The 17,112-nt window shown below is 41.6% G+C and carries 23 protein-coding genes; 6 read left to right on the top strand and 17 right to left on the bottom strand.

From position 1 onward, the window contains the following. Positions 1-16: 16 nt before the first annotated feature. Together AAEU30_RS08855 and AAEU30_RS08850 are read left to right on the top strand one after the other, a co-directional pair. Positions 17-598 (top strand): CBS domain-containing protein, encoded by a 582-nt coding sequence (locus AAEU30_RS08855; protein WP_421960198.1) that lies wholly within the window; start codon positions 17-19, stop codon positions 596-598. 157 nt (positions 599-755) lie between these two features. Beyond that, on the top strand, positions 756-3,089 hold the full coding sequence (locus tag AAEU30_RS08850; protein WP_421960197.1) for a Tex family protein: 2,334 nt from the start codon (positions 756-758) through the stop codon (positions 3,087-3,089). A gap of 61 nt (positions 3,090-3,150) precedes the next feature. Here the strand turns inward: AAEU30_RS08850 and AAEU30_RS08845 are convergent, their stop codons facing one another. The 4 genes from AAEU30_RS08845 to bioH all read right to left on the bottom strand — a co-directional run bounded on the left by AAEU30_RS08845 (position 3,151) and on the right by bioH (position 6,038). After that, the gene (locus AAEU30_RS08845) at positions 3,151-3,879 is read right to left on the bottom strand and encodes a hypothetical protein (protein ID WP_421960196.1); all 729 of its coding nucleotides are present in this window, start codon (positions 3,877-3,879) and stop codon (positions 3,151-3,153) included. Between the two features lie 146 nt (positions 3,880-4,025). Further along, positions 4,026-4,883 (bottom strand): putative metalloprotease CJM1_0395 family protein, encoded by an 858-nt coding sequence (locus AAEU30_RS08840; RefSeq protein ID WP_421960195.1) that lies wholly within the window; start codon positions 4,881-4,883, stop codon positions 4,026-4,028. A gap of 7 nt (positions 4,884-4,890) precedes the next feature. After that, a complete protein-coding gene (locus AAEU30_RS08835; RefSeq protein ID WP_087532549.1) occupies positions 4,891-5,199 on the bottom strand; it encodes a hypothetical protein in 309 nt (102 codons plus the stop codon). A 101-nt stretch (positions 5,200-5,300) separates the two neighbouring features. Then, on the bottom strand, positions 5,301-6,038 hold the full coding sequence (gene bioH, locus AAEU30_RS08830; protein WP_421960194.1) for a pimeloyl-ACP methyl ester esterase BioH: 738 nt from the start codon (positions 6,036-6,038) through the stop codon (positions 5,301-5,303). 58 nt (positions 6,039-6,096) lie between these two features. Here bioH and AAEU30_RS08825 point away from each other — a divergent pair, with 58 nt between their 5' ends. Further along, complete coding sequence (locus AAEU30_RS08825; RefSeq protein ID WP_421960193.1) at positions 6,097-6,798, top strand: ComF family protein; 702 nt, start codon at positions 6,097-6,099, stop codon at positions 6,796-6,798. 2 nt (positions 6,799-6,800) lie between these two features. On the opposite strand, the gene AAEU30_RS08820 is transcribed toward AAEU30_RS08825, so the two are convergent. After that, the gene (locus AAEU30_RS08820) at positions 6,801-9,350 is read right to left on the bottom strand and encodes a M14 metallopeptidase family protein (protein ID WP_421960192.1); all 2,550 of its coding nucleotides are present in this window, start codon (positions 9,348-9,350) and stop codon (positions 6,801-6,803) included. Positions 9,351-9,495: 145 nt separating this feature from the next. On the opposite strand from AAEU30_RS08820, the gene nfuA reads away from it, so the two are divergent. After that, on the top strand, positions 9,496-10,071 hold the full coding sequence (gene nfuA, locus AAEU30_RS08815) for a Fe-S biogenesis protein NfuA (protein WP_087532553.1): 576 nt from the start codon (positions 9,496-9,498) through the stop codon (positions 10,069-10,071). A 12-nt stretch (positions 10,072-10,083) separates the two neighbouring features. Beyond that, positions 10,084-10,353 (top strand): hypothetical protein, encoded by a 270-nt coding sequence (locus AAEU30_RS08810; RefSeq protein ID WP_087532554.1) that lies wholly within the window; start codon positions 10,084-10,086, stop codon positions 10,351-10,353. 373 nt (positions 10,354-10,726) lie between these two features. Here the strand turns inward: AAEU30_RS08810 and AAEU30_RS08805 are convergent, their stop codons facing one another. Then, complete coding sequence (locus AAEU30_RS08805) at positions 10,727-11,194, bottom strand: hypothetical protein (RefSeq protein WP_421960191.1); 468 nt, start codon at positions 11,192-11,194, stop codon at positions 10,727-10,729. 187 nt (positions 11,195-11,381) lie between these two features. On the opposite strand from AAEU30_RS08805, the gene AAEU30_RS08800 reads away from it, so the two are divergent. Beyond that, positions 11,382-11,918 carry a helix-turn-helix domain-containing protein gene (locus AAEU30_RS08800; protein WP_421960190.1) on the top strand — a complete coding sequence of 179 codons (537 nt, stop codon included), beginning with the start codon at positions 11,382-11,384 and terminating at the stop codon, positions 11,916-11,918. A 163-nt stretch (positions 11,919-12,081) separates the two neighbouring features. Here AAEU30_RS08800 and rpsQ read toward each other — a convergent pair whose 3' ends face one another. The 11 genes from rpsQ to rpsJ are packed head-to-tail and all read right to left on the bottom strand — an operon-like array spanning position 12,082 to position 17,048. Beyond that, positions 12,082-12,339, bottom strand: coding sequence for a 30S ribosomal protein S17 (rpsQ, locus tag AAEU30_RS08795; RefSeq protein ID WP_058561414.1), 258 nt, complete (start codon positions 12,337-12,339; stop codon positions 12,082-12,084). Beyond that, positions 12,339-12,530: a 50S ribosomal protein L29 gene (gene rpmC, locus AAEU30_RS08790; RefSeq protein WP_004588692.1), complete on the bottom strand. Its 192-nt coding sequence runs from the start codon at positions 12,528-12,530 to the stop codon at positions 12,339-12,341. The genes rpsQ and rpmC overlap by 1 nt, the downstream gene beginning before the upstream one ends. Beyond that, on the bottom strand, positions 12,530-12,943 hold the full coding sequence (gene rplP, locus AAEU30_RS08785; protein WP_054206129.1) for a 50S ribosomal protein L16: 414 nt from the start codon (positions 12,941-12,943) through the stop codon (positions 12,530-12,532). The genes rpmC and rplP overlap by 1 nt, the downstream gene beginning before the upstream one ends. A gap of 12 nt (positions 12,944-12,955) precedes the next feature. Then, positions 12,956-13,657: a 30S ribosomal protein S3 gene (rpsC, locus tag AAEU30_RS08780; RefSeq protein ID WP_004588691.1), complete on the bottom strand. Its 702-nt coding sequence runs from the start codon at positions 13,655-13,657 to the stop codon at positions 12,956-12,958. Between the two features lie 11 nt (positions 13,658-13,668). Next, positions 13,669-14,001 (bottom strand): 50S ribosomal protein L22, encoded by a 333-nt coding sequence (gene rplV, locus AAEU30_RS08775; protein WP_087532558.1) that lies wholly within the window; start codon positions 13,999-14,001, stop codon positions 13,669-13,671. Between the two features lie 14 nt (positions 14,002-14,015). Continuing rightward, entirely contained in the window at positions 14,016-14,294 is a 279-nt protein-coding gene (gene rpsS, locus AAEU30_RS08770; protein ID WP_004588689.1) for a 30S ribosomal protein S19, read from the bottom strand. A 15-nt stretch (positions 14,295-14,309) separates the two neighbouring features. Continuing rightward, the gene (gene rplB, locus AAEU30_RS08765; RefSeq protein WP_004588688.1) at positions 14,310-15,134 is read right to left on the bottom strand and encodes a 50S ribosomal protein L2; all 825 of its coding nucleotides are present in this window, start codon (positions 15,132-15,134) and stop codon (positions 14,310-14,312) included. A 17-nt stretch (positions 15,135-15,151) separates the two neighbouring features. Further along, entirely contained in the window at positions 15,152-15,454 is a 303-nt protein-coding gene (gene rplW, locus AAEU30_RS08760; RefSeq protein WP_016709050.1) for a 50S ribosomal protein L23, read from the bottom strand. After that, positions 15,451-16,056 carry a 50S ribosomal protein L4 gene (rplD, locus tag AAEU30_RS08755; RefSeq protein ID WP_058561416.1) on the bottom strand — a complete coding sequence of 202 codons (606 nt, stop codon included), beginning with the start codon at positions 16,054-16,056 and terminating at the stop codon, positions 15,451-15,453. Before rplD ends, rplW begins: the two co-directional genes overlap by 4 nt. Before the next feature lie 17 nt (positions 16,057-16,073). Next, a complete protein-coding gene (gene rplC / locus AAEU30_RS08750; RefSeq protein WP_058561417.1) occupies positions 16,074-16,709 on the bottom strand; it encodes a 50S ribosomal protein L3 in 636 nt (211 codons plus the stop codon). Positions 16,710-16,736: 27 nt separating this feature from the next. After that, the gene (gene rpsJ, locus AAEU30_RS08745) at positions 16,737-17,048 is read right to left on the bottom strand and encodes a 30S ribosomal protein S10 (protein ID WP_002957900.1); all 312 of its coding nucleotides are present in this window, start codon (positions 17,046-17,048) and stop codon (positions 16,737-16,739) included. Positions 17,049-17,112 lie beyond the last annotated feature (64 nt).

Genomic DNA, 17,112 nt, shown 5'->3' with positions numbered 1-17,112 from the left:
GAAAATGGTGACTACTATGGCTAATTTCAAAGAATTACGTACCCAAGATGTATCAAAAGGCGTGTTATCTCATGTGTATAGTGACACTCAGCCGCTAATTGATCTAACTTCTCCTGCTTTAAAAATGGTAAATAACTTTACCCAAAAAGATCCGCTACGCGCTCATTACGACATCAGTATCATCGAGGCGCTACAGCAAACCAGTAGCCAACATACTGACTTCATTTTAGTAATCGACGATAGCGAAAAGCTTATTGGTATTGTATCAAGTGCAGATTTGCAAAGCTCAAAAATCATGGTGTTAGCACAACGTTTAAATGTAAACCGTGCTGATATTAGTTTACGCCATGTAATGACTCCGCTAACGCAATTAACTGGCGTCAGTATGCAAAGCTTAAGCTATGCCTGTATTGGTGATGCCTTACAAACAATGGAGCACCACGGTACCATGTTTTTGTTAGTCACGACCGCTGATAACGAAATATGCGGTTTATTATCAGCACGTGAAATTACTAAAACATTGCAAATTCCACTGCATATTAGCCCAATTGCACACACGTTTAGTGAAGTATTGGAGCATGTGGATCATCCACATTAATACCTCTTTTCCCGCGTTGTGTCAGTGATTTTAAAAAGGCCTTAAAAGCTCAGCTTTTAAGGCCTTTCCATTGCTTTGTACTGTGATATTATTCAGTTAGTCTTACTGTGCCAGTAAAGTAATACTGGCTTTATTTTTCGTTTGAAAAGGTTTATGCATGAGCACACTCTCTGCACGTTTAGCCACTGAGCTAAATGCTCAACAACAACAAGTTGTTGCTGCAACTAAATTACTTGATGAAGGGGCAACTGTTCCCTTTATTGCTCGGTACCGTAAAGAAGTTACCGGTGGTTTAGATGACACCCAGTTACGCTTATTAGAGCAGCGCTTATCTTACTTACGTGAATTAGAAGAACGTAGAACATTTATATTAGCCACGATAAAAGCGCAAGATAAACTGACCACAGCGCTTGAAGCAGATATAAATAATGCAGCGAGCAAAACAGAGCTTGAAGACTTATATCTCCCTTATAAAGCAAAACGTCGTACCAAAGGGCAAATAGCGATTGAGGCAGGCATCGAGCCATTAGCTGATGCACTGTTTAAAGACCCAACCCTTGATCCAGAGCAGCAAGCAAGCCAGTTCATAAACACCGATGCTGGCTTTGCCGATAATAAAGCGGTTCTAGATGGTGCTAAGTTTATTCTGATGGAACGCTTTGCTGAAGATGCTAAATTATTAGCTAAATTCCGCAGTCATATCAGCCAACATGGTCAGATAGAAGCAAGCATTATAAAAGGGCAAGAGCAAGCGGGTGCAAAGTATCGTGATTACTTTGAACATCAAGAACCACTGAAAAAAATACCGTCTCACCGTGCACTAGCTATGCTACGTGCTCGCAATGAAGGTATTTTACAATTAAGTATTAACCCTGAGCCAAACGCTGAAGATCCATCTATTGTTTGCGCCATTATGATTGCCGATCATTACCGCCTTGATATAAAAAACCAAGCTGCCAGTGCATGGTTAATGACCGTGGTACAATGGGCGTGGAAAATAAAACTTGGCCTACACTTAGAAAACGAATTTTTAGCCGCCATGCGCGAAAAAGCCGAAACCGGTGCTATCGATGTATTTGCTAAAAACTTAAAAGATTTACTAATGGCCGCACCTGCTGGCGCACGTACCACACTTGGACTTGATCCAGGCCTGCGTACCGGCTGTAAAATTGCCGTAGTTGATAGCACAGGTAAATTATTAGCAACACAAACAATATTCCCACATGCGCCACAAAATCATTGGGATAAATCATTACGCACCCTTGAGCAGCTATGCCGTCAACATAAAGTTGAACTCATTGCCATTGGTAACGGCACCGCATCGCGTGAGTCAGATAAACTAGTCGCTGAGCTCATCAAAGCAAACACTGAGCTTAAACTCAATAAAATCATGGTCAGCGAAGCGGGTGCATCGGTTTATTCAGCTTCTGAATTTGCTGCCAATGAATTTCCGGACTTAGACGTATCACTACGTGGAGCGGTATCTATTGCCCGCCGCCTACAAGACCCACTTGCTGAGCTGGTTAAAATTGAGCCTAAATCAATTGGTGTAGGTCAATATCAACACGATGTGTCGCAAAGTCAGTTGGGCCAAACCCTAACTGCCGTTGTTGAAGACTGTGTAAACACCGTTGGCGTTGATTTAAATATGGCCTCAGTACCGCTGTTAACCCGTGTATCAGGGTTAAATAAAACCTTAGCGCAAAACATTGTTAACTATCGCGATGCTAATGGCTCTTTTGCTAAACGCTCAGAGCTTAAAAAAGTAGAACGACTAGGGCCAAAAGCGTTTGAACAAGCGGCTGGTTTCTTGAAAATAAGTAACGGTAAAGATCCGCTCGATAACTCATCTGTTCACCCTGAAGCCTACCCTGTTGTAAAGCGTATTTGTGAGCAAAATAGCTTAGACGTAAACAGCCTTATCGGTAATTCAGAGTTATTAAATAAGCTTGTTGCAAACGACTACATTGACGACAAGTTTGGTCTACCGACTGTAACCGATATTATTAGCGAGCTTGACAAGCCGGGTCGCGACCCGCGCCCTGAGTTTAAAACAGCTGAATTTAAAGCCGGAGTTGAAAAAATCTCTGACTTAAAGCCCGGTATGATTTTAGAAGGTGTAGTGTCGAACGTTGCAAACTTTGGTGCCTTTGTTGATGTTGGTGTACATCAAGATGGCCTAGTGCATATTTCAGCGATCACGAATAAGTTTATTTCTGATCCGCGAGAAGTAGTTAAAGCCGGCGACATAGTTAAAGTAAAAGTCGTAGAAGTTGACGCTGCACGAAAACGTATTAGCTTTACCATGCGCTTAGACGATGACATTGACACTAGTAATAAGCCGGCACCTGCAGCGAAGCAAAAGTCGCAAAGTAATACTAGAGGCAATAATCACCAGCCTCGTGCTGCTAAGCCAAAACGCGATACCGGTAATGCGATGATGGGTAATGCCTTTGCCGATGCCTTCGCCAATGCAAAAGTGAAAAAGTAAACCAAAAATGCCGCAACAAATGTTGCGGCATTTTAAACACTTTAAACGCGTTGTTTATGCATTAAAAATTATAACGTAGCGTTACGCTCAAATCAGAATATTCATTAACATTGCGATATGCAGCACCTACGATTGCTTTTTCAGTAAATGCGTAGTTAAAGCCAGCTTTAAGCACTAGGTTATTATCACTTTCTTCATCATGTAAACGCTCGTAGCCAACACCCGCATTAACTTCGAACTGGTCAGTTAATAAATGCCTTACTTGTACGTTTGCTGAAAGGATATCTGCACTACTAGAATCTGAATCACCATCAGAATATGAATCAAATTCTACCCCGTTAAACCTTTCTTCAGATAAATAAGTATTGTCCGATTCAAACTTCAGTCTGCCCAACTTAATGCTGTAATCTAAATTAGTCACTGCTGATAACTGCTGGATATACCCTAGACCAAGCTCTAAGCGCGTAATTTCAATGTCTAAACCTGATTCTCTATACAAGGTTGAAGTGCCAACATACTCACCATTTCGATAAAGATCGCGATAATCCATCGATTCGCTCTCAAAAAGATCATCTGATGTACTGGCGTATAAACCTGTTAGGTACCAATTATCACTCACTTGCTTGCTAAGCTTTACAACATAACCATCAAAGCTAAGCTCATCAATATCATCTACGTCCATTTTAGCGTAGCCCGCTTCAACATAATCATAGCTTAAAAGTGATGTTTCATTTGCCACTGCTGTGATTGAGAAAAGAGATAAAGCGCCTGCGATTACTGCATATTTCATTTAATTGTCTTCCTTAATAAAAATTGCAGGAAAAGTAACAATTAGAAATGTTCTTAACAACATAAAAAGCAATATAGTGTAAACAAACGTGAAATTATTTTAATTGAGAGTCTTATTTAATAGGCAATAGAAATTTACGGCTTAAACTAAATGGTGGCCGAAAACCCTGCTTGTCCATAAGGAGATGTAGCAGCTTGGTAGAATTGAGCTATACGCCCTGCTCGTGCGTCAACATCGGCGTCACGCTTAGCTGTAGCGGTTTCTGAGCTTGAGATAGGTGCAGCTTGTTCATTGTCATCATTTACTTTAAAAGTCTCACCGCTGTCTTTTGCGCTTTCATCGTCATTTTCAGGCGTCGTTAACTCTGCTTGCGCCGCTGCAAGTTTTTGTGTGGCATCTGCTGCGATAGCTCTATCTGCACCAGAGGGTTCTGCAGGGGCAAGTGCTGCAGCACGTACTGTTTGCATTTTTTCAATCGTAGCTTGTGGGTCCCCTTCGATTTCAGCAACATCTATTTGAACCTCGCCACCCACCGCGTAATTCTGCCCATCGGGGCCGCGTTGATATTCGTAGCTAGGGGAGCCAGCATATTGGCCTCCTACAGATGCATGAGCTTGCTCGTGAACGCGTACTTCAGTGTCCCGTGCTTTTAGCTCTGTTATCTGTGCTGCATCTAACTCTTCTTGTTCTGCAACTTGTTGCTCTTTTTTAGCTTCTTTTTGTTGCTCTTCACTTTGTTGTTCAGGGTTTTTCTCCCCCTGCTCACGCTCTTGAACAACTGTTTCGTCAGCAACTTTACCTTTAGAGTCGTAAGTAACGCTTTCATGTGTAGCTGGTTGTTTGGCCTTGTCATTATCACCAAGCGCTTTATTTTCAGCATTGCTTGGTTTTGTGGCCGCAGGAGGGGGGATAACTTCACGTAGCTGGTTGTCACGCCGAGCCGTTTCCGTATAAACATTTGCGGTGTTTATATTTACATTTGGAAATGGCGTGACGATATTCATTGTTTAATTAAACTCGCACATCAATTAAAGTACCTAGTACTTCGTCAGCTGTTTGGATAGATTGCGTATTCGCTTTAGCGTTAAACTCTTCAACTTTTAAGTTGACCAAAGCCTCATCGATTCGAGCAGGCTGTGATACTGGCGCAGTCACGGCTTCTTCAGGGCGGGCAGCTTGTAATTGACGCTGCTGCGCGAGTTGCGCATCGTCTTGCTGATCAATACTGGCACGATTTATCTCCGCACTCGCCTTTTCAATACCTTGACTGGCACGGTTAAACCCTTCTACTCCATTGTTAAATACAGATCCGATTGGCATATTACACCTCCACCAATATTAAATTACTTTAATTATCGCTCATAAAACAAACAAAATAAAGTGTAAACCCCTTATATTTACTGGCTTCAGACAGCAATATTTTAAAGCATTGATTTAATAGCAGATAAGAATTGATCTTTATGAGAGATAAAGGGGGCGTGAGATGATTTATCGATAACTTCGTATTCAAAGTCACTATTCAACGCTTTTATTTTACTAATCGCTCGATAAGGGACTAGAGCATCTAGGCGACCAAATACACCGAATATTGGCACGTTACATGTAGCTAGAAGGTCGCGTAAATCTTGTTGCTGTAAAATCTCAAGCCCTGCTGTCAGTGCCTCGTTTTTAGGAGCGGGAAACTCATTTAATAATTGTTTTAATTGCTTTATATCGTCGCGGGCACTGTTACTTCCCATTGCCTGAATTGCTAAAAACCGCTCAATTGTTTTCTCGCGATGCGTGACTAATTGCTCTTTAAATGCATTAAGCACATCAGGTTTTATACCTGGCCACTCAGGTTGTTCAGCAAAAAAAGGCGTTGATGCCACCAAGATGACTTTAGCTACTTTTTCTGGCCAATGCTTAGCGATATACAGTGCAAATAAACCGCCCAATGACCAGCCCATTAGGGTTGACTTTGGCTGTAACTGCTCACTTAGTTGCTTTGCGGCATCATGCAAATTATAAGGTTGAGGACATTGTTGGGTATTGCCATAACCAGGCAGGTCTAAACACTTTACAGTACCGCTATGTAGGAACTCTAATTCAGGTAAAATCACCTGCCACACGCCTTGATTCATACCCCAGCCATGTAATAGCACTAACTCATTTTGCATTTTTACCAACCTTCATCCAAACTTAGCGCTCATAATAGCGTTTAAGGGAATGAATGCAATGACTAGCTTAAGTGAATGTACCAGTGCGGTTTTTGATTGGTTTTTCCCATCATTTTGCACGCAATGTCAAACCCCAATAAAAGCAAGCCAAGGTATTTGTGACTGTTGCCTCAACGACTTACCTTTATTGGATTTAACAGCACAAGCTAACTTACTTTATCGTCCCGATATTGCGGAGTTTTTTCCAGACTGCCAATTTGACCATCTTATTGCATGTGCCTGGTATAGAGCGCCTTTTGATCACTGGCTTAGTCAACTTAAATTTAGTAATCAAATTTTTTATAAAAAAGCGCTGCAACAGGTTATAAAGCAACAATTAGCAAACAGTAAAGCATGCTGTGAACAATGGCCTGAACTGTTCATTATTTTGCCTTTGCACAACGAGCGATTTTTACAACGTGGCTACAACCAGGTAGCCCAAACTTGGGGCGCATGCTTACCTGCAAATACTCTAACCTTAAGTTGCTTAAAAAGAGATAAAAAAACCAAAGCACAGTCAACTCTCAGCAAAGCTAAAAGAGTTAAAAACGTGCAAGGAGCATTTGTATGTCATGAGGACTTAAGTGGAAGAACAGTTGCTATTGTTGATGATGTAATGACTACTGGTGCAACACTCAATGCTGCAACAGTAGCTTTAAAAGAAGCTGGCGCTGAACAGGTATGGGCTTTTGTTACCTGCTTAACGCCGTTAGGACGATAATTTTATTCGCTATTAGCTCTAAAAGTATGACCAAAAAATAACGCATTACTTAACAAACGACTAGTACCGTACCAGTAGCCTCTAAATACAGGGTTGTCTGTCATGCCAATTACATTACCGCGTCCATAAGAGTGAGCAACTAGCCCTGCAGCGCCCGCTACTTGTTCGACGTTCACATCATCTGTAAATCCTGCTAATAACGGCTTTTGAGTATATTGCAGTACATTCACAAATGGGGCTGATGAAGTTTCTAATAACCAAGTGCTGTTTTTAAACACGGGTAGTGTATTGCGCTCTAACGAATAAGTAAGTGGGTGCGTTAAATCAACACTAGTATTAAAAATTGCCCCAGCAATACGTTGTCTACCTGCTAGGTGGTCTTTGTCACCATAGTTTAAGCCACCAGTATTAAAAGCACTTGCAACATCTTGACGTGATAAATAACCCGTTTTCAATAACTGTTGGTCAACTAAAAACTTAGCGCCCCCTTTGTGGCCCCAAATAACCCCGCCTTTGCGGACCCACGTTTTAATAGCAACTTTATCAGCGTCACTCAAACTGTTGTAGTTACCATTTGCCAGTACGATATGACTATAGTCACTAAGCTCTAATCGCCCTAAGCGCTGCATTTCAACAATTGTAGGCGCAACACCTACAAAGCGGTCAAGGTAGTACCACACTTCACCCACTTCGTATTGGCTAGTACCTTGTCCACCAACCAATAGCACTTTGGGTGTTTTAACAACCGCCAATGAGCGCGAGCCTAAATCAGCACCTTTTGCTGTTAAGCCCGATGTAATAGGTGTAATTTCAATGCCAAATTCATTTTGCGCTGCGCTTAATAATTCAACCCAATTATCTTGATCTTGAATCCCTGCTGGAACAATAATACTACCCGCTGCAAAGTCGACACTTTTTGCTACTGATTTGGCCGAGAGCGGACTAAGCGCAACTCGTGCTTTAACGCCTTGGCTAAGCAGTTTATTCAGCATTTTTGGTGCTAAATAATTATCCCATTTAAAACCAAATGCATATTGATTGGATAAAGCCTTAAAGCTAGGTTTTTCAATTTTTTGCCATGGGTTATCACTAACATCAAGTCCCCAACCACTTTTTACTGAGGCAAACTCAAGGTTAAAAGCATGCGCTAGCGTCCAGCCTGATACGTCGTAAAAGGTATTATCAACAAAGCGTTTTTGTTCACTAAACACAGCTTTAACTAAGCGAAACTGTGGCTGCGCTAATGGCACAAAATAGCTGCCCTCAGAAAAACGTTTACCGTCAGCTTTTAACTCTTTGTTTAATGGATAAGCCTCTATTTGATGCTGTTTTAATAAATCTAAAAATAACTCTAAACGAGCCGAATCGTTACCTGCTTGAACCACATAGCCTTTAAAATCTTCTTCGTTTGCAAGCTCCACTGCTTGGTTATAAAATTTTGCCTGATAATCCAATAGGGCTTGGCGATTGTCTATCGCAGCTTGAAACGTAGACATACTGGTTAGCAATTGGTTTTTGATTGTAAAAGGAAAGGTTAAAGTTCCATTTTGCGTCTCTTGTACATGACCTCGAGAGCTTGCTTGTTCAAATAAAATGCCCACACCGCCGTTTACATCTGGATATGTTGAACCTTTACCGTAGTAAAAATCATCAAAGCTTTCTTCAGTGAAATACAATGCATTGTGTTCATCTAAAGTTTTGGCATGGTAGTTAGCGATTGCTTTAGTCAGACTAACGTTTTCATCAGGAGTTATAGGGTGCTTACGTGTTGGAATACCCGGTTGGAAAAAATAAGTGCTATTTGGGCCCATCTCGTGGAAGTCTGTTAAAACATTAGGCTTCCAATGATGAAACTTAGCAATACGTGCTCGTGACTCAGGGTGCTGTAACAACAACCAGTCACGATTTAAATCAAACCAATAATGGTTCGTTCGGCTACTTGGCCAACTTTCAACATGCTCACGAGTTTGTGGGTCAGATGATAAGTTCATACCACGGTTACTATTGGCCCAATTAGCAAAACGCGCTAAGCCATCTGGATTCAATGATGGATCAAGTAAGATGACTGTATTGTTTAATAGCGTTTCAACTTCTCTTCCTTGCGCCGCAGCTAAGTAGTAAGCAACTAACAGCGCTGTGTTACTGCCTGATGATTCATTACCATGAACACTGTAACCCATCCATACCACTGCTGGTTGGTCTGCTTTTTTAGCGTTTTTATCTGCCAGGCGCGCTAAGTGAGCTTGGCGTGTTTGCTCAACATTCGCTAATTTATCAGCAGCGGTAATTGTTAGCATTACTAAAGGGCGCTGCTCATGAGTGCGGCCAATCACTTCAAAGCTCATACGGTCACTTTTATCAGCAAGTATTTCCATGTATCGAACTAGCTGGTCGTGGCGCACGTGCCACTCACCCACTTCATAGCCTAATACTTCTTTTGGAGTGGGGATTGTTGGGTCAAATTTTACGTCATCTTCAAAGTAATATGACAGTGGCTGAGCCAAACTTGAAAAGCTCAAAAATAGTGTAAAGATTGTTATTATCAAACGCATATAAAACACTCATAAAATGATCAATGTTTGCACGCTAACATTGCTTAAATTAGATGCCAACTTTTTACGCTCAACACTGGCGACAACGCGATGAGCGGAGTATGATACTCAGTATCCGAGTAATTTAGTCAAGTATAGTTGTTTTATGATTTCTATTTCCGAAACCGCACAATCACATTTTGCAAAATTATTAGCTGACCAAGCTGAAAAAACAAATATCCGTGTATTTGTTGTAAACCCAGGCACATCACAAGCGGAGTGTGGTGTTTCGTACTGCCCTGAAGATGCAGTAGAAGAAAGCGATATTCGCCTTCCTTTTAATGGTTTTGATGCCGTAGTTGACGTTGAAAGTGCACCATTTTTAGAAGAAGCAGAAATTGATTTTGTTACTGATAAGATGGGCACACAGTTAACACTTAAAGCGCCTAATGCTAAAGCTCGTAAGATTGGTGATGATGCCAGTCTTAACGAACGCATTCAGCATATGTTAGAAACCGAAGTAAACCCGCAGCTGGCTAACCATGGTGGCCAAGTAAGCCTCGTTGAAGTAACAGCCGAAGGCATTGCTGTACTTCAGTTTGGTGGTGGCTGTAATGGTTGCTCTATGATCGATGTCACGCTAAAAGAAGGCATTGAAAAAGAGATGATTGCTAAGTTTGATGAAATTTCAGGGGTAGCAGATATAACTGATCACCAAGCTGGCGATCACTCTTACTATTAATAGTAAGCAGTTATGATAAAGCCGCTTATATACCGCTTAGGCTCTAACCCTAAGCTCAGCTTAAAGCGCTTTCTACGCGGCCTAGCACTGTTTGTGCTGGCCGTGATATTTATAGCTCTGGGTTATTATAGCCATTATAGTCTGCAAGTTATCGGTTTAGTTATTCTCGTTGTGGCACTTAGTCTTGCTGCTTGGGGTTACTTAGGTATTTTTGCCAACCGCTTCTCACAAGTTTTAAATAAAACCACGCCAGAACAAGATGACCCGGATCTTTGGAAGTAGTCTTACTTTTCAAACTTTCAATGTCTTCTAAATCAGTTCTAAAATTGTAAACACAGCTTTTTCAGCAGCAATGTAACCAGTGCATATTCATTTGTGATCATGCAGTTGCGATTGTTTCTTTCAACCCAAACTAATGCCGCTTGCGCAAACTCACAATTGTCAGCCATTGACTGTTGCACTGCTTGAACGAGTTTCACAGCTTGTAAAAAAGATGGCTTATATTCTGTTAGCCTAAGGCTTAAAAGGTAATTTTGAACTGGGCACATAATGTTGTTAATTCGACAAAAAACACATCATAAAAGCTAAAGTTAGGTTGAGGTAAAGGGGTTTTTAAGCTATGCCCAATTTATTTAAAAACAATCACATTTATAATTTAGTTCTGTAAACTCGCTAATCCAAGCTCCTCAGATGCGAACCGATTTCCCGTTAATTTTATTAACCATGTACTACCTGAAAAGTTGCGGCTAAAGTACACCGTCTGTCCACTTGGTATATGTGGCATAAACGACGTTATCGATTGCCACTTCCCATCTGTTTTGTCCTTTAACTTCATCGCCGCATTGAAAAAGGTACCATCTTTATTTGTCTTTACTTCAAGTGCGGTTAAACGGTTTTCATCCCCAATTTCAATTAATGCGCTTTCACCCAATAAAGCTAATAAAGCGGGCTGATGAATAGGAGTTAATAGCTTTAAAGTTTCAGCTACTTTGCTATCAATTGTTATTTCGTTTTTTAACTTATAAATATCAGCTTTAACGGCAAAAACAGGTTCGGCATTAGTTTGATAACTTACTAGTAATAAAGCCATGAAGCTAAGTAATAAATAGACGTGTTTTTTCATAATACAATATATCCTTTCGTTAGTTTGATAATGCTAGCATAATTTAAAATACCCCATAAAAAACGCTAATTCATTAATATTCATAGTATTCTTTTATTCATATATATGAATATTGATGATCCCTCTATCTCTAGATTAGCTAATTGGTGATAATAAAGCGCCAACAATAAATAAAAGAATATTAGATATGCAATCTTTAGGGGTAGAATTAAAACGTCTTCGAGCAAACAGAAAGTGGACCCAAGCGTTTGCTGCTCGTGAGATAGGTATTCAACAATCATATTTATCAAAGCTAGAAAATGGACAATTTATCCCCTCTTCTGAAGTGATTGAAAAACTGAAAATGTGTTATAGCGAGGCGTGTTTTGATCACTGTTTACCATCGACACCAACAACAAAAGCACCTCTAAAAATACTGCCTATTTTGAGTTTTACATTGTTTTTAATCAGCCTCACCATTTGGCTATTTGCAACTTATGAAATTTTTTATCCGGAAACCTACTTTACTTATCAGGCAAAGCAAGGTGATTTTTTAGCGTTTAATATTAGTCAGCAATATCAAGGTGAGCGATTTATTGAAGGAGACGTTACTTATCAAATTGTAGGCGAAAGAAAGGTAAGTAGGATCGAAAACCGCTTTCTAATTGTAAGTTCCGCAGTATGCATATTAATATCTATTGGTGCTGCCCTCTTTTCACAAAGGCATAAATTTCGTAAATTATAAATCCGATATTTAGTTGTTACTTAGCTCTAAGAATATTATTTCAACTCCTTTATTGTGCCCTTTTCTCTTAAGTTACCTACTCTTACGTATTTTCGGGGTTCTTTACAAACAAAAAGCCCCGGCTAATGCCAGGGCTTTTTAATAAAGTAAACTTAATTAAAAATTAAGCTTTCTTTGGACGCTCAACAACGTCTACTAAAGTCCAAGATTTATTCTTAGAAATAGGAGCACACTCGCGGATAGTAACTACGTCACCAGCCTGAGCTGTATTGCTTTCGTCATGTACGTGTAACTTAGTCGTACGTTTGATGAATTTCCCATAGATTGGGTGCTTCACGTAACGTGCGATAGCAACAGTGAAAGATTTTTCCATCTTGTCGCTGATTACACGGCCTTGAAGAGTACGGATTTTATCGCTCATTATTGACCTGCCTTCTGGTTAATAATTGTTTTTACACGCGCGATATCGCGACGTACTGTTCTTAGCGTGTGAGTTTGAGCTAACTGACCAGTGCTTGCTTGCATGCGCAGGTTAAACTGCTCACGAAGAAGTCCTAGAAGTTCAGCATTAAGCTCTTCTACGCTTTTGTCTTTTAGTTCGCTAGCTTTCATTACATCACCGTCCGAGTTACGAAAGTTGTTTTGAATGGTAATTTACGTGCAGCAAGGTTGAACGCTTCACGAGCAAGCTCTTCAGAAACACCTTCCATTTCGTAAAGTACTTTACCAGGCTGAATTTCAGCAACCCAATATTCAACAGAACCTTTACCTTTACCCATACGAACTTCAAGCGGTTTGTTTGTAATTGGCTTGTCTGGGAATACACGGATCCAGATTTTACCTTGACGCTTGACGTGACGTGTCATAGCTCGACGAGCTGCTTCGATTTGACGAGCAGTCATGCGGCCACGACCAGTAGCTTTCAAACCGAAAGTACCGAAGCTTACTTTGTTACCGTTTTGCGCAAGACCACGGTTGCGGCCTTTGTGCGTTTTACGGAATTTTGTACGTTTTGGCTGTAACATTACTCGCTACCTCTACTTAGCACTTTTTTTGGCTTTCTTTGGTGCGCGTTTAGCTGGCTTCTCTTGCTCTTGTACTAGTGGTAAACCACCAATAACTTCGCCTTTGAAGATCCAAACTTTAACACCAATGATACCATAAGTGGTTAAGGCTTCAGAAGTTGCGTAGTCGATATCAGCACGAAGAGTATGTAGAGGTACACGACCTTCACGATACCATTCTGAACGTGCGATTTCTGCGCCGCCAAGACGACCGCTAACTTCAACTTTGATCCCTTTAGAACCGATACGCATTGCATTTTGTACCGAACGCTTCATAGCGCGACGGAACATAACACGACGCTCTAGTTGAGAGGCAATGCCGTCTGCTACTAGTTGTGCATCTAATTCTGGTTTACGTACTTCAGAAATATTAATCTGAGCAGGTACACCTGCGATCTTAGTTACCGCTTGACGTAGCTTTTCAACGTCTTCGCCTTTTTTACCGATAACAACACCCGGACGAGCCGTGTGGATTGTTACGCGGATCGATTTTGCTGGACGCTCAATAACGATTTTAGACACAGAAGCCGCTTTTAATTCCTTTGTAAGGAAAGTACGTACTTTGTGATCGCCAAAAAGCTGATCAGAGAAATCTTTAGAACTCGCGTACCAGGTAGAAACCCAAGGTTTAGATATACCTAGGCGAATACCAGTAGGATGAACTTTTTGTCCCATTACTTATACTCCTAGCTATCTGAAACCACAACAGTGATGTGGCTTGTACGCTTAAGGATGCGGTCTGCGCGTCCTTTAGCACGTGGCATAATACGCTTCATTGTAGGACCATCGTCCACAAAAATCGTGCTTACGCGAAGCTCATCAATGTCAGCACCTTCGTTATGCTCTGCGTTAGCAATAGCAGACTCAAGTACTTTTTTAACTAATACAGCCGCTTTTTTCGGGCTGTACGCCAGGATTTCTAGAGCGCGATCGACAGGTAGTCCGCGGATCTGATCTGCAACTAGACGAGCTTTTTGCGCCGAACCAGAGGCGAATTTATGTTTAGCTAATGCTTGCATTTATCATTCCCCTCTTAGCGTTTCTTCGCTTTCTTATCCGCAGCATGGCCACGGTAAGTGCGAGTTGGTGCAAATTCACCTAGTTTGTGACCGATCATTTCGTCAGAAACGAAAACTGGTACATGCTGGCGACCATTATGGACAGCAATGGTCAATCCGATCATGTTAGGTATGATCATTGAACGACGGCTCCAAGTTTTAATTGGCTTCTTTTCACCGCTTTCCAAAGCTTTCTCTACCTTCTTCAGCAAGTGTAGGTCTATAAAAGGACCCTTCTTGAGAGAGCGTGGCATGGCTATTCCTCAATATTACTTAGTACGACGACGTACTATAAATTTATCCGTACGCTTGTTCTTACGCGTCTTAGCACCTTTAGTAGGCTTACCCCATGGAGACACAGGATGACGACCACCAGATGTACGACCTTCACCACCACCGTGTGGGTGATCTACCGGGTTCATGGCAACACCACGAACTGTCGGACGAATACCACGCCAGCGATTTGCACCTGCTTTACCAAGTGAACGAAGCATATGCTCAGCATTGCCTACTTCACCAAGCGTTGCACGACAATCAGATTGTACTTTACGTACTTCGCCAGAACGAAGACGTAATGTTACGTATTGACCATCACGCGCAAGGATTTGAACGTATGCACCAGCAGAACGTGCGATTTGAGCACCTTTACCTGGTTTTAATTCTACGTTGTGAACAGTCGAACCTACAGGCATATTACGCATAGGTAATGCATTACCAGGCTTGATTGGTGCATCAACACCAGACTGGATTGCATCGCCAGCTTTTAAGCCTTTAGGTGCGATGATGTAACGACGCTCACCGTCTGCATATAATACAAGAGCGATGTTTGCGCTACGGTTTGGATCATATTCCAAACGCTCAACAGTGGCTGGAATGCCATCTTTAGTACGTTTAAAATCGATTAAACGGTAATGATGCTTATGACCACCACCGATATGACGAACCGTAATACGACCATTGTTATTACGACCACCTGATTTAGAGTTTTTCTCTAATAGTGGTGCGTAAGGTTTACCCTTATGTAAATCTGGGTTAACCACTTTAACTAGGTGACGACGACCCGCAGAAGTTGGTTTACACTTTTGAAGTGCCATAATTCTAACTCCCCTTATTACTCGGCGCCGCCGACAAAGTCTAGCTCGCTACCTTCTTTAAGAGTAACGTAAGCTTTCTTCCAGTCGCTACGACGACCGAAACGCATGCCAGTACGTTTTGTTTTACCCTTAACGTTTAGTGTGCGAACACCAGTTACTTCCACTTCAAAAAGCTTCTCAACAGCTGATTTGATCTCAGCTTTAGTTGCGTCATTTGTTACTTTGAAAACAATCGTGTTGTTTTCTTCAGCAGCAATTGTGCTCTTTTCAGAGATATGTGGAGCAAGGATCACTTTTAAAAGACGTTCTTCACGGATCATGCTAGCGTCTCCTCAAGTTGCTTAACAGCAGCAGCTGTAATAAGTACCTTGTCGAAAGCGATTAAGCTTACAGGATCGATACCAGCTACATCGCGCGTGTCAACCTTGTACAGGTTACGTGCCGATAAGAATAGATTCTCATCTACTTCTTCAGTCACGATAAGAACATCTTTAAGCTCAAGTTCTTTAAGCTTAGAAACTAGTTCTTTAGTTTTTGGTGCTTCAAGACCAAAACTTTCAACAACGATTAAACGCTCTTGACGAACTAATTCAGATAAGATGCTTTTGATCGCACCGCGGTACATTTTACGGTTTACTTTTTGGCTGTGGTCTTGTGGTTTAGCTGCGAAGCTAACGCCACCTGAACGCCAAATTGGACTACGGATTGTACCAGCACGTGCACGGCCAGTACCTTTTTGAGCCCATGGTTTTTTACCACCACCGCTTACTTCAGAACGTGTCTTCTGAGCACGAGTACCTTGACGAGCACCTGCTGCGTATGCAACAACTACTTGGTGTACTAATGCTTCGTTAAACTCACGTCCAAAAGTAGCTTCAGAAACTTCAAGAGCGCCAGAAGCGTCTTTAATTGCTAATTCCATCACTAAATCTCCAGGACTTATGCTTTAACAGCTGGTTTAACGATAACGTCACCGCCGATAGCGCCAGGTACTGCACCTTTAACTAAAAGCAAATTACGCTCAGCGTCAACGCGAACTAGTTCTAGGTTCTGAGTTGTTACTTGCTCATTACCCATTTGACCGGCCATTTTCTTACCTTTAAACACCTTACCAGGTGATTGGTTTTGACCGATTGAACCAGGAGCACGGTGAGATAGAGAGTTACCATGTGTAGCGTCTTGCATGCTGAAATTCCAGCGCTTAACACCACCTTGGAAACCTTTACCTTTAGAAGTACCGGTTACGTCAACTTTGTTGATTTCGTTGAATAATTCAACAGTAAGCTCAGCGCCTACTTCAAAATCGCCTTCACCACCATTTAGGCGGAATTCCCACAGACCGCGACCCGCTTCAACACCAGCTTTAGCGAAATGACCCGCTGCTGCTTTGTTTACACGGCTTGCTTTTTTAGTGCCTGCGGTTACTTGAAGTGAGTTATAACCGTCTGTTGCTTCAGATTTGATCTGAGCAATGCGGTTAGGTGTCGCTTCAATAACTGTCACAGGGATAGATACACCATCTTCAGTGAAGATACGTGTCATACCCACTTTACGACCGACTAGACCTAATGCCATTTTCCTAAAACCTCTCTAATCTTCCGATTAACCCAGGCTGATTTGAACATCAACACCAGCAGCAAGATCTAAACGCATAAGAGCGTCAACAGTCTTGTCAGTTGGTTCTACGATGTCGATCAGACGTTTATGGGTGCGGATCTCGTACTGATCACGCGCATCTTTATTAACGTGCGGTGAAGTAAGTACAGTAAAACGTTCAAAGCGTGTAGGTAGTGGAATTGGACCACGTACTTGTGCGCCAGTGCGTTTCGCAGTTTCCACGATTTCCGCCGTTGATTGGTCAATCAAACGGTGGTCAAAAGCTTTTAGGCGAATACGAATGCGTTGATTTGACATTCTTAAACCTCAATATAAAGAGCATTTAAAAGAGCATAAAAAAACGACCGAAACAATCTTAATA

It is taken from the genome of Pseudoalteromonas mucoides (assembly GCF_049257175.1).
Classification (GTDB): Bacteria; Pseudomonadota; Gammaproteobacteria; order Enterobacterales; family Alteromonadaceae; genus Pseudoalteromonas.
This window is presented reverse-complemented; position numbering and strand designations above follow the sequence as displayed.

Bases quoted from the DNA above. Each gene is read 5' to 3' on its own strand.
- AAEU30_RS08855 (WP_421960198.1), top strand. From the start codon at position 17: ATGGCTAATTTCAAAGAATTACGTACCCAAGATGTATCAAAAGGCGTG.
- AAEU30_RS08850 (WP_421960197.1), top strand. From the start codon at position 756: ATGAGCACACTCTCTGCACGTTTAGCCACTGAGCTAAATGCTCAACAA.
- AAEU30_RS08845 (WP_421960196.1), bottom strand. From the start codon at position 3,879: ATGAAATATGCAGTAATCGCAGGCGCTTTATCTCTTTTCTCAATCACA.
- AAEU30_RS08840 (WP_421960195.1), bottom strand. From the start codon at position 4,883: ATGAATATCGTCACGCCATTTCCAAATGTAAATATAAACACCGCAAAT.
- AAEU30_RS08835 (WP_087532549.1), bottom strand. From the start codon at position 5,199: ATGCCAATCGGATCTGTATTTAACAATGGAGTAGAAGGGTTTAACCGT.
- bioH (WP_421960194.1), bottom strand. From the start codon at position 6,038: ATGCAAAATGAGTTAGTGCTATTACATGGCTGGGGTATGAATCAAGGC.
- AAEU30_RS08825 (WP_421960193.1), top strand. From the start codon at position 6,097: ATGACTAGCTTAAGTGAATGTACCAGTGCGGTTTTTGATTGGTTTTTC.
- AAEU30_RS08820 (WP_421960192.1), bottom strand. From the start codon at position 9,350: ATGCGTTTGATAATAACAATCTTTACACTATTTTTGAGCTTTTCAAGT.
- nfuA (WP_087532553.1), top strand. From the start codon at position 9,496: ATGATTTCTATTTCCGAAACCGCACAATCACATTTTGCAAAATTATTA.
- AAEU30_RS08810 (WP_087532554.1), top strand. From the start codon at position 10,084: ATGATAAAGCCGCTTATATACCGCTTAGGCTCTAACCCTAAGCTCAGC.
- AAEU30_RS08805 (WP_421960191.1), bottom strand. From the start codon at position 11,194: ATGAAAAAACACGTCTATTTATTACTTAGCTTCATGGCTTTATTACTA.
- AAEU30_RS08800 (WP_421960190.1), top strand. From the start codon at position 11,382: ATGCAATCTTTAGGGGTAGAATTAAAACGTCTTCGAGCAAACAGAAAG.
- rpsQ (WP_058561414.1), bottom strand. From the start codon at position 12,339: ATGAGCGATAAAATCCGTACTCTTCAAGGCCGTGTAATCAGCGACAAG.
- rpmC (WP_004588692.1), bottom strand. From the start codon at position 12,530: ATGAAAGCTAGCGAACTAAAAGACAAAAGCGTAGAAGAGCTTAATGCT.
- rplP (WP_054206129.1), bottom strand. From the start codon at position 12,943: ATGTTACAGCCAAAACGTACAAAATTCCGTAAAACGCACAAAGGCCGC.
- rpsC (WP_004588691.1), bottom strand. From the start codon at position 13,657: ATGGGACAAAAAGTTCATCCTACTGGTATTCGCCTAGGTATATCTAAA.
- rplV (WP_087532558.1), bottom strand. From the start codon at position 14,001: ATGCAAGCATTAGCTAAACATAAATTCGCCTCTGGTTCGGCGCAAAAA.
- rpsS (WP_004588689.1), bottom strand. From the start codon at position 14,294: ATGCCACGCTCTCTCAAGAAGGGTCCTTTTATAGACCTACACTTGCTG.
- rplB (WP_004588688.1), bottom strand. From the start codon at position 15,134: ATGGCACTTCAAAAGTGTAAACCAACTTCTGCGGGTCGTCGTCACCTA.
- rplW (WP_016709050.1), bottom strand. From the start codon at position 15,454: ATGATCCGTGAAGAACGTCTTTTAAAAGTGATCCTTGCTCCACATATC.
- rplD (WP_058561416.1), bottom strand. From the start codon at position 16,056: ATGGAATTAGCAATTAAAGACGCTTCTGGCGCTCTTGAAGTTTCTGAA.
- rplC (WP_058561417.1), bottom strand. From the start codon at position 16,709: ATGGCATTAGGTCTAGTCGGTCGTAAAGTGGGTATGACACGTATCTTC.
- rpsJ (WP_002957900.1), bottom strand. From the start codon at position 17,048: ATGTCAAATCAACGCATTCGTATTCGCCTAAAAGCTTTTGACCACCGT.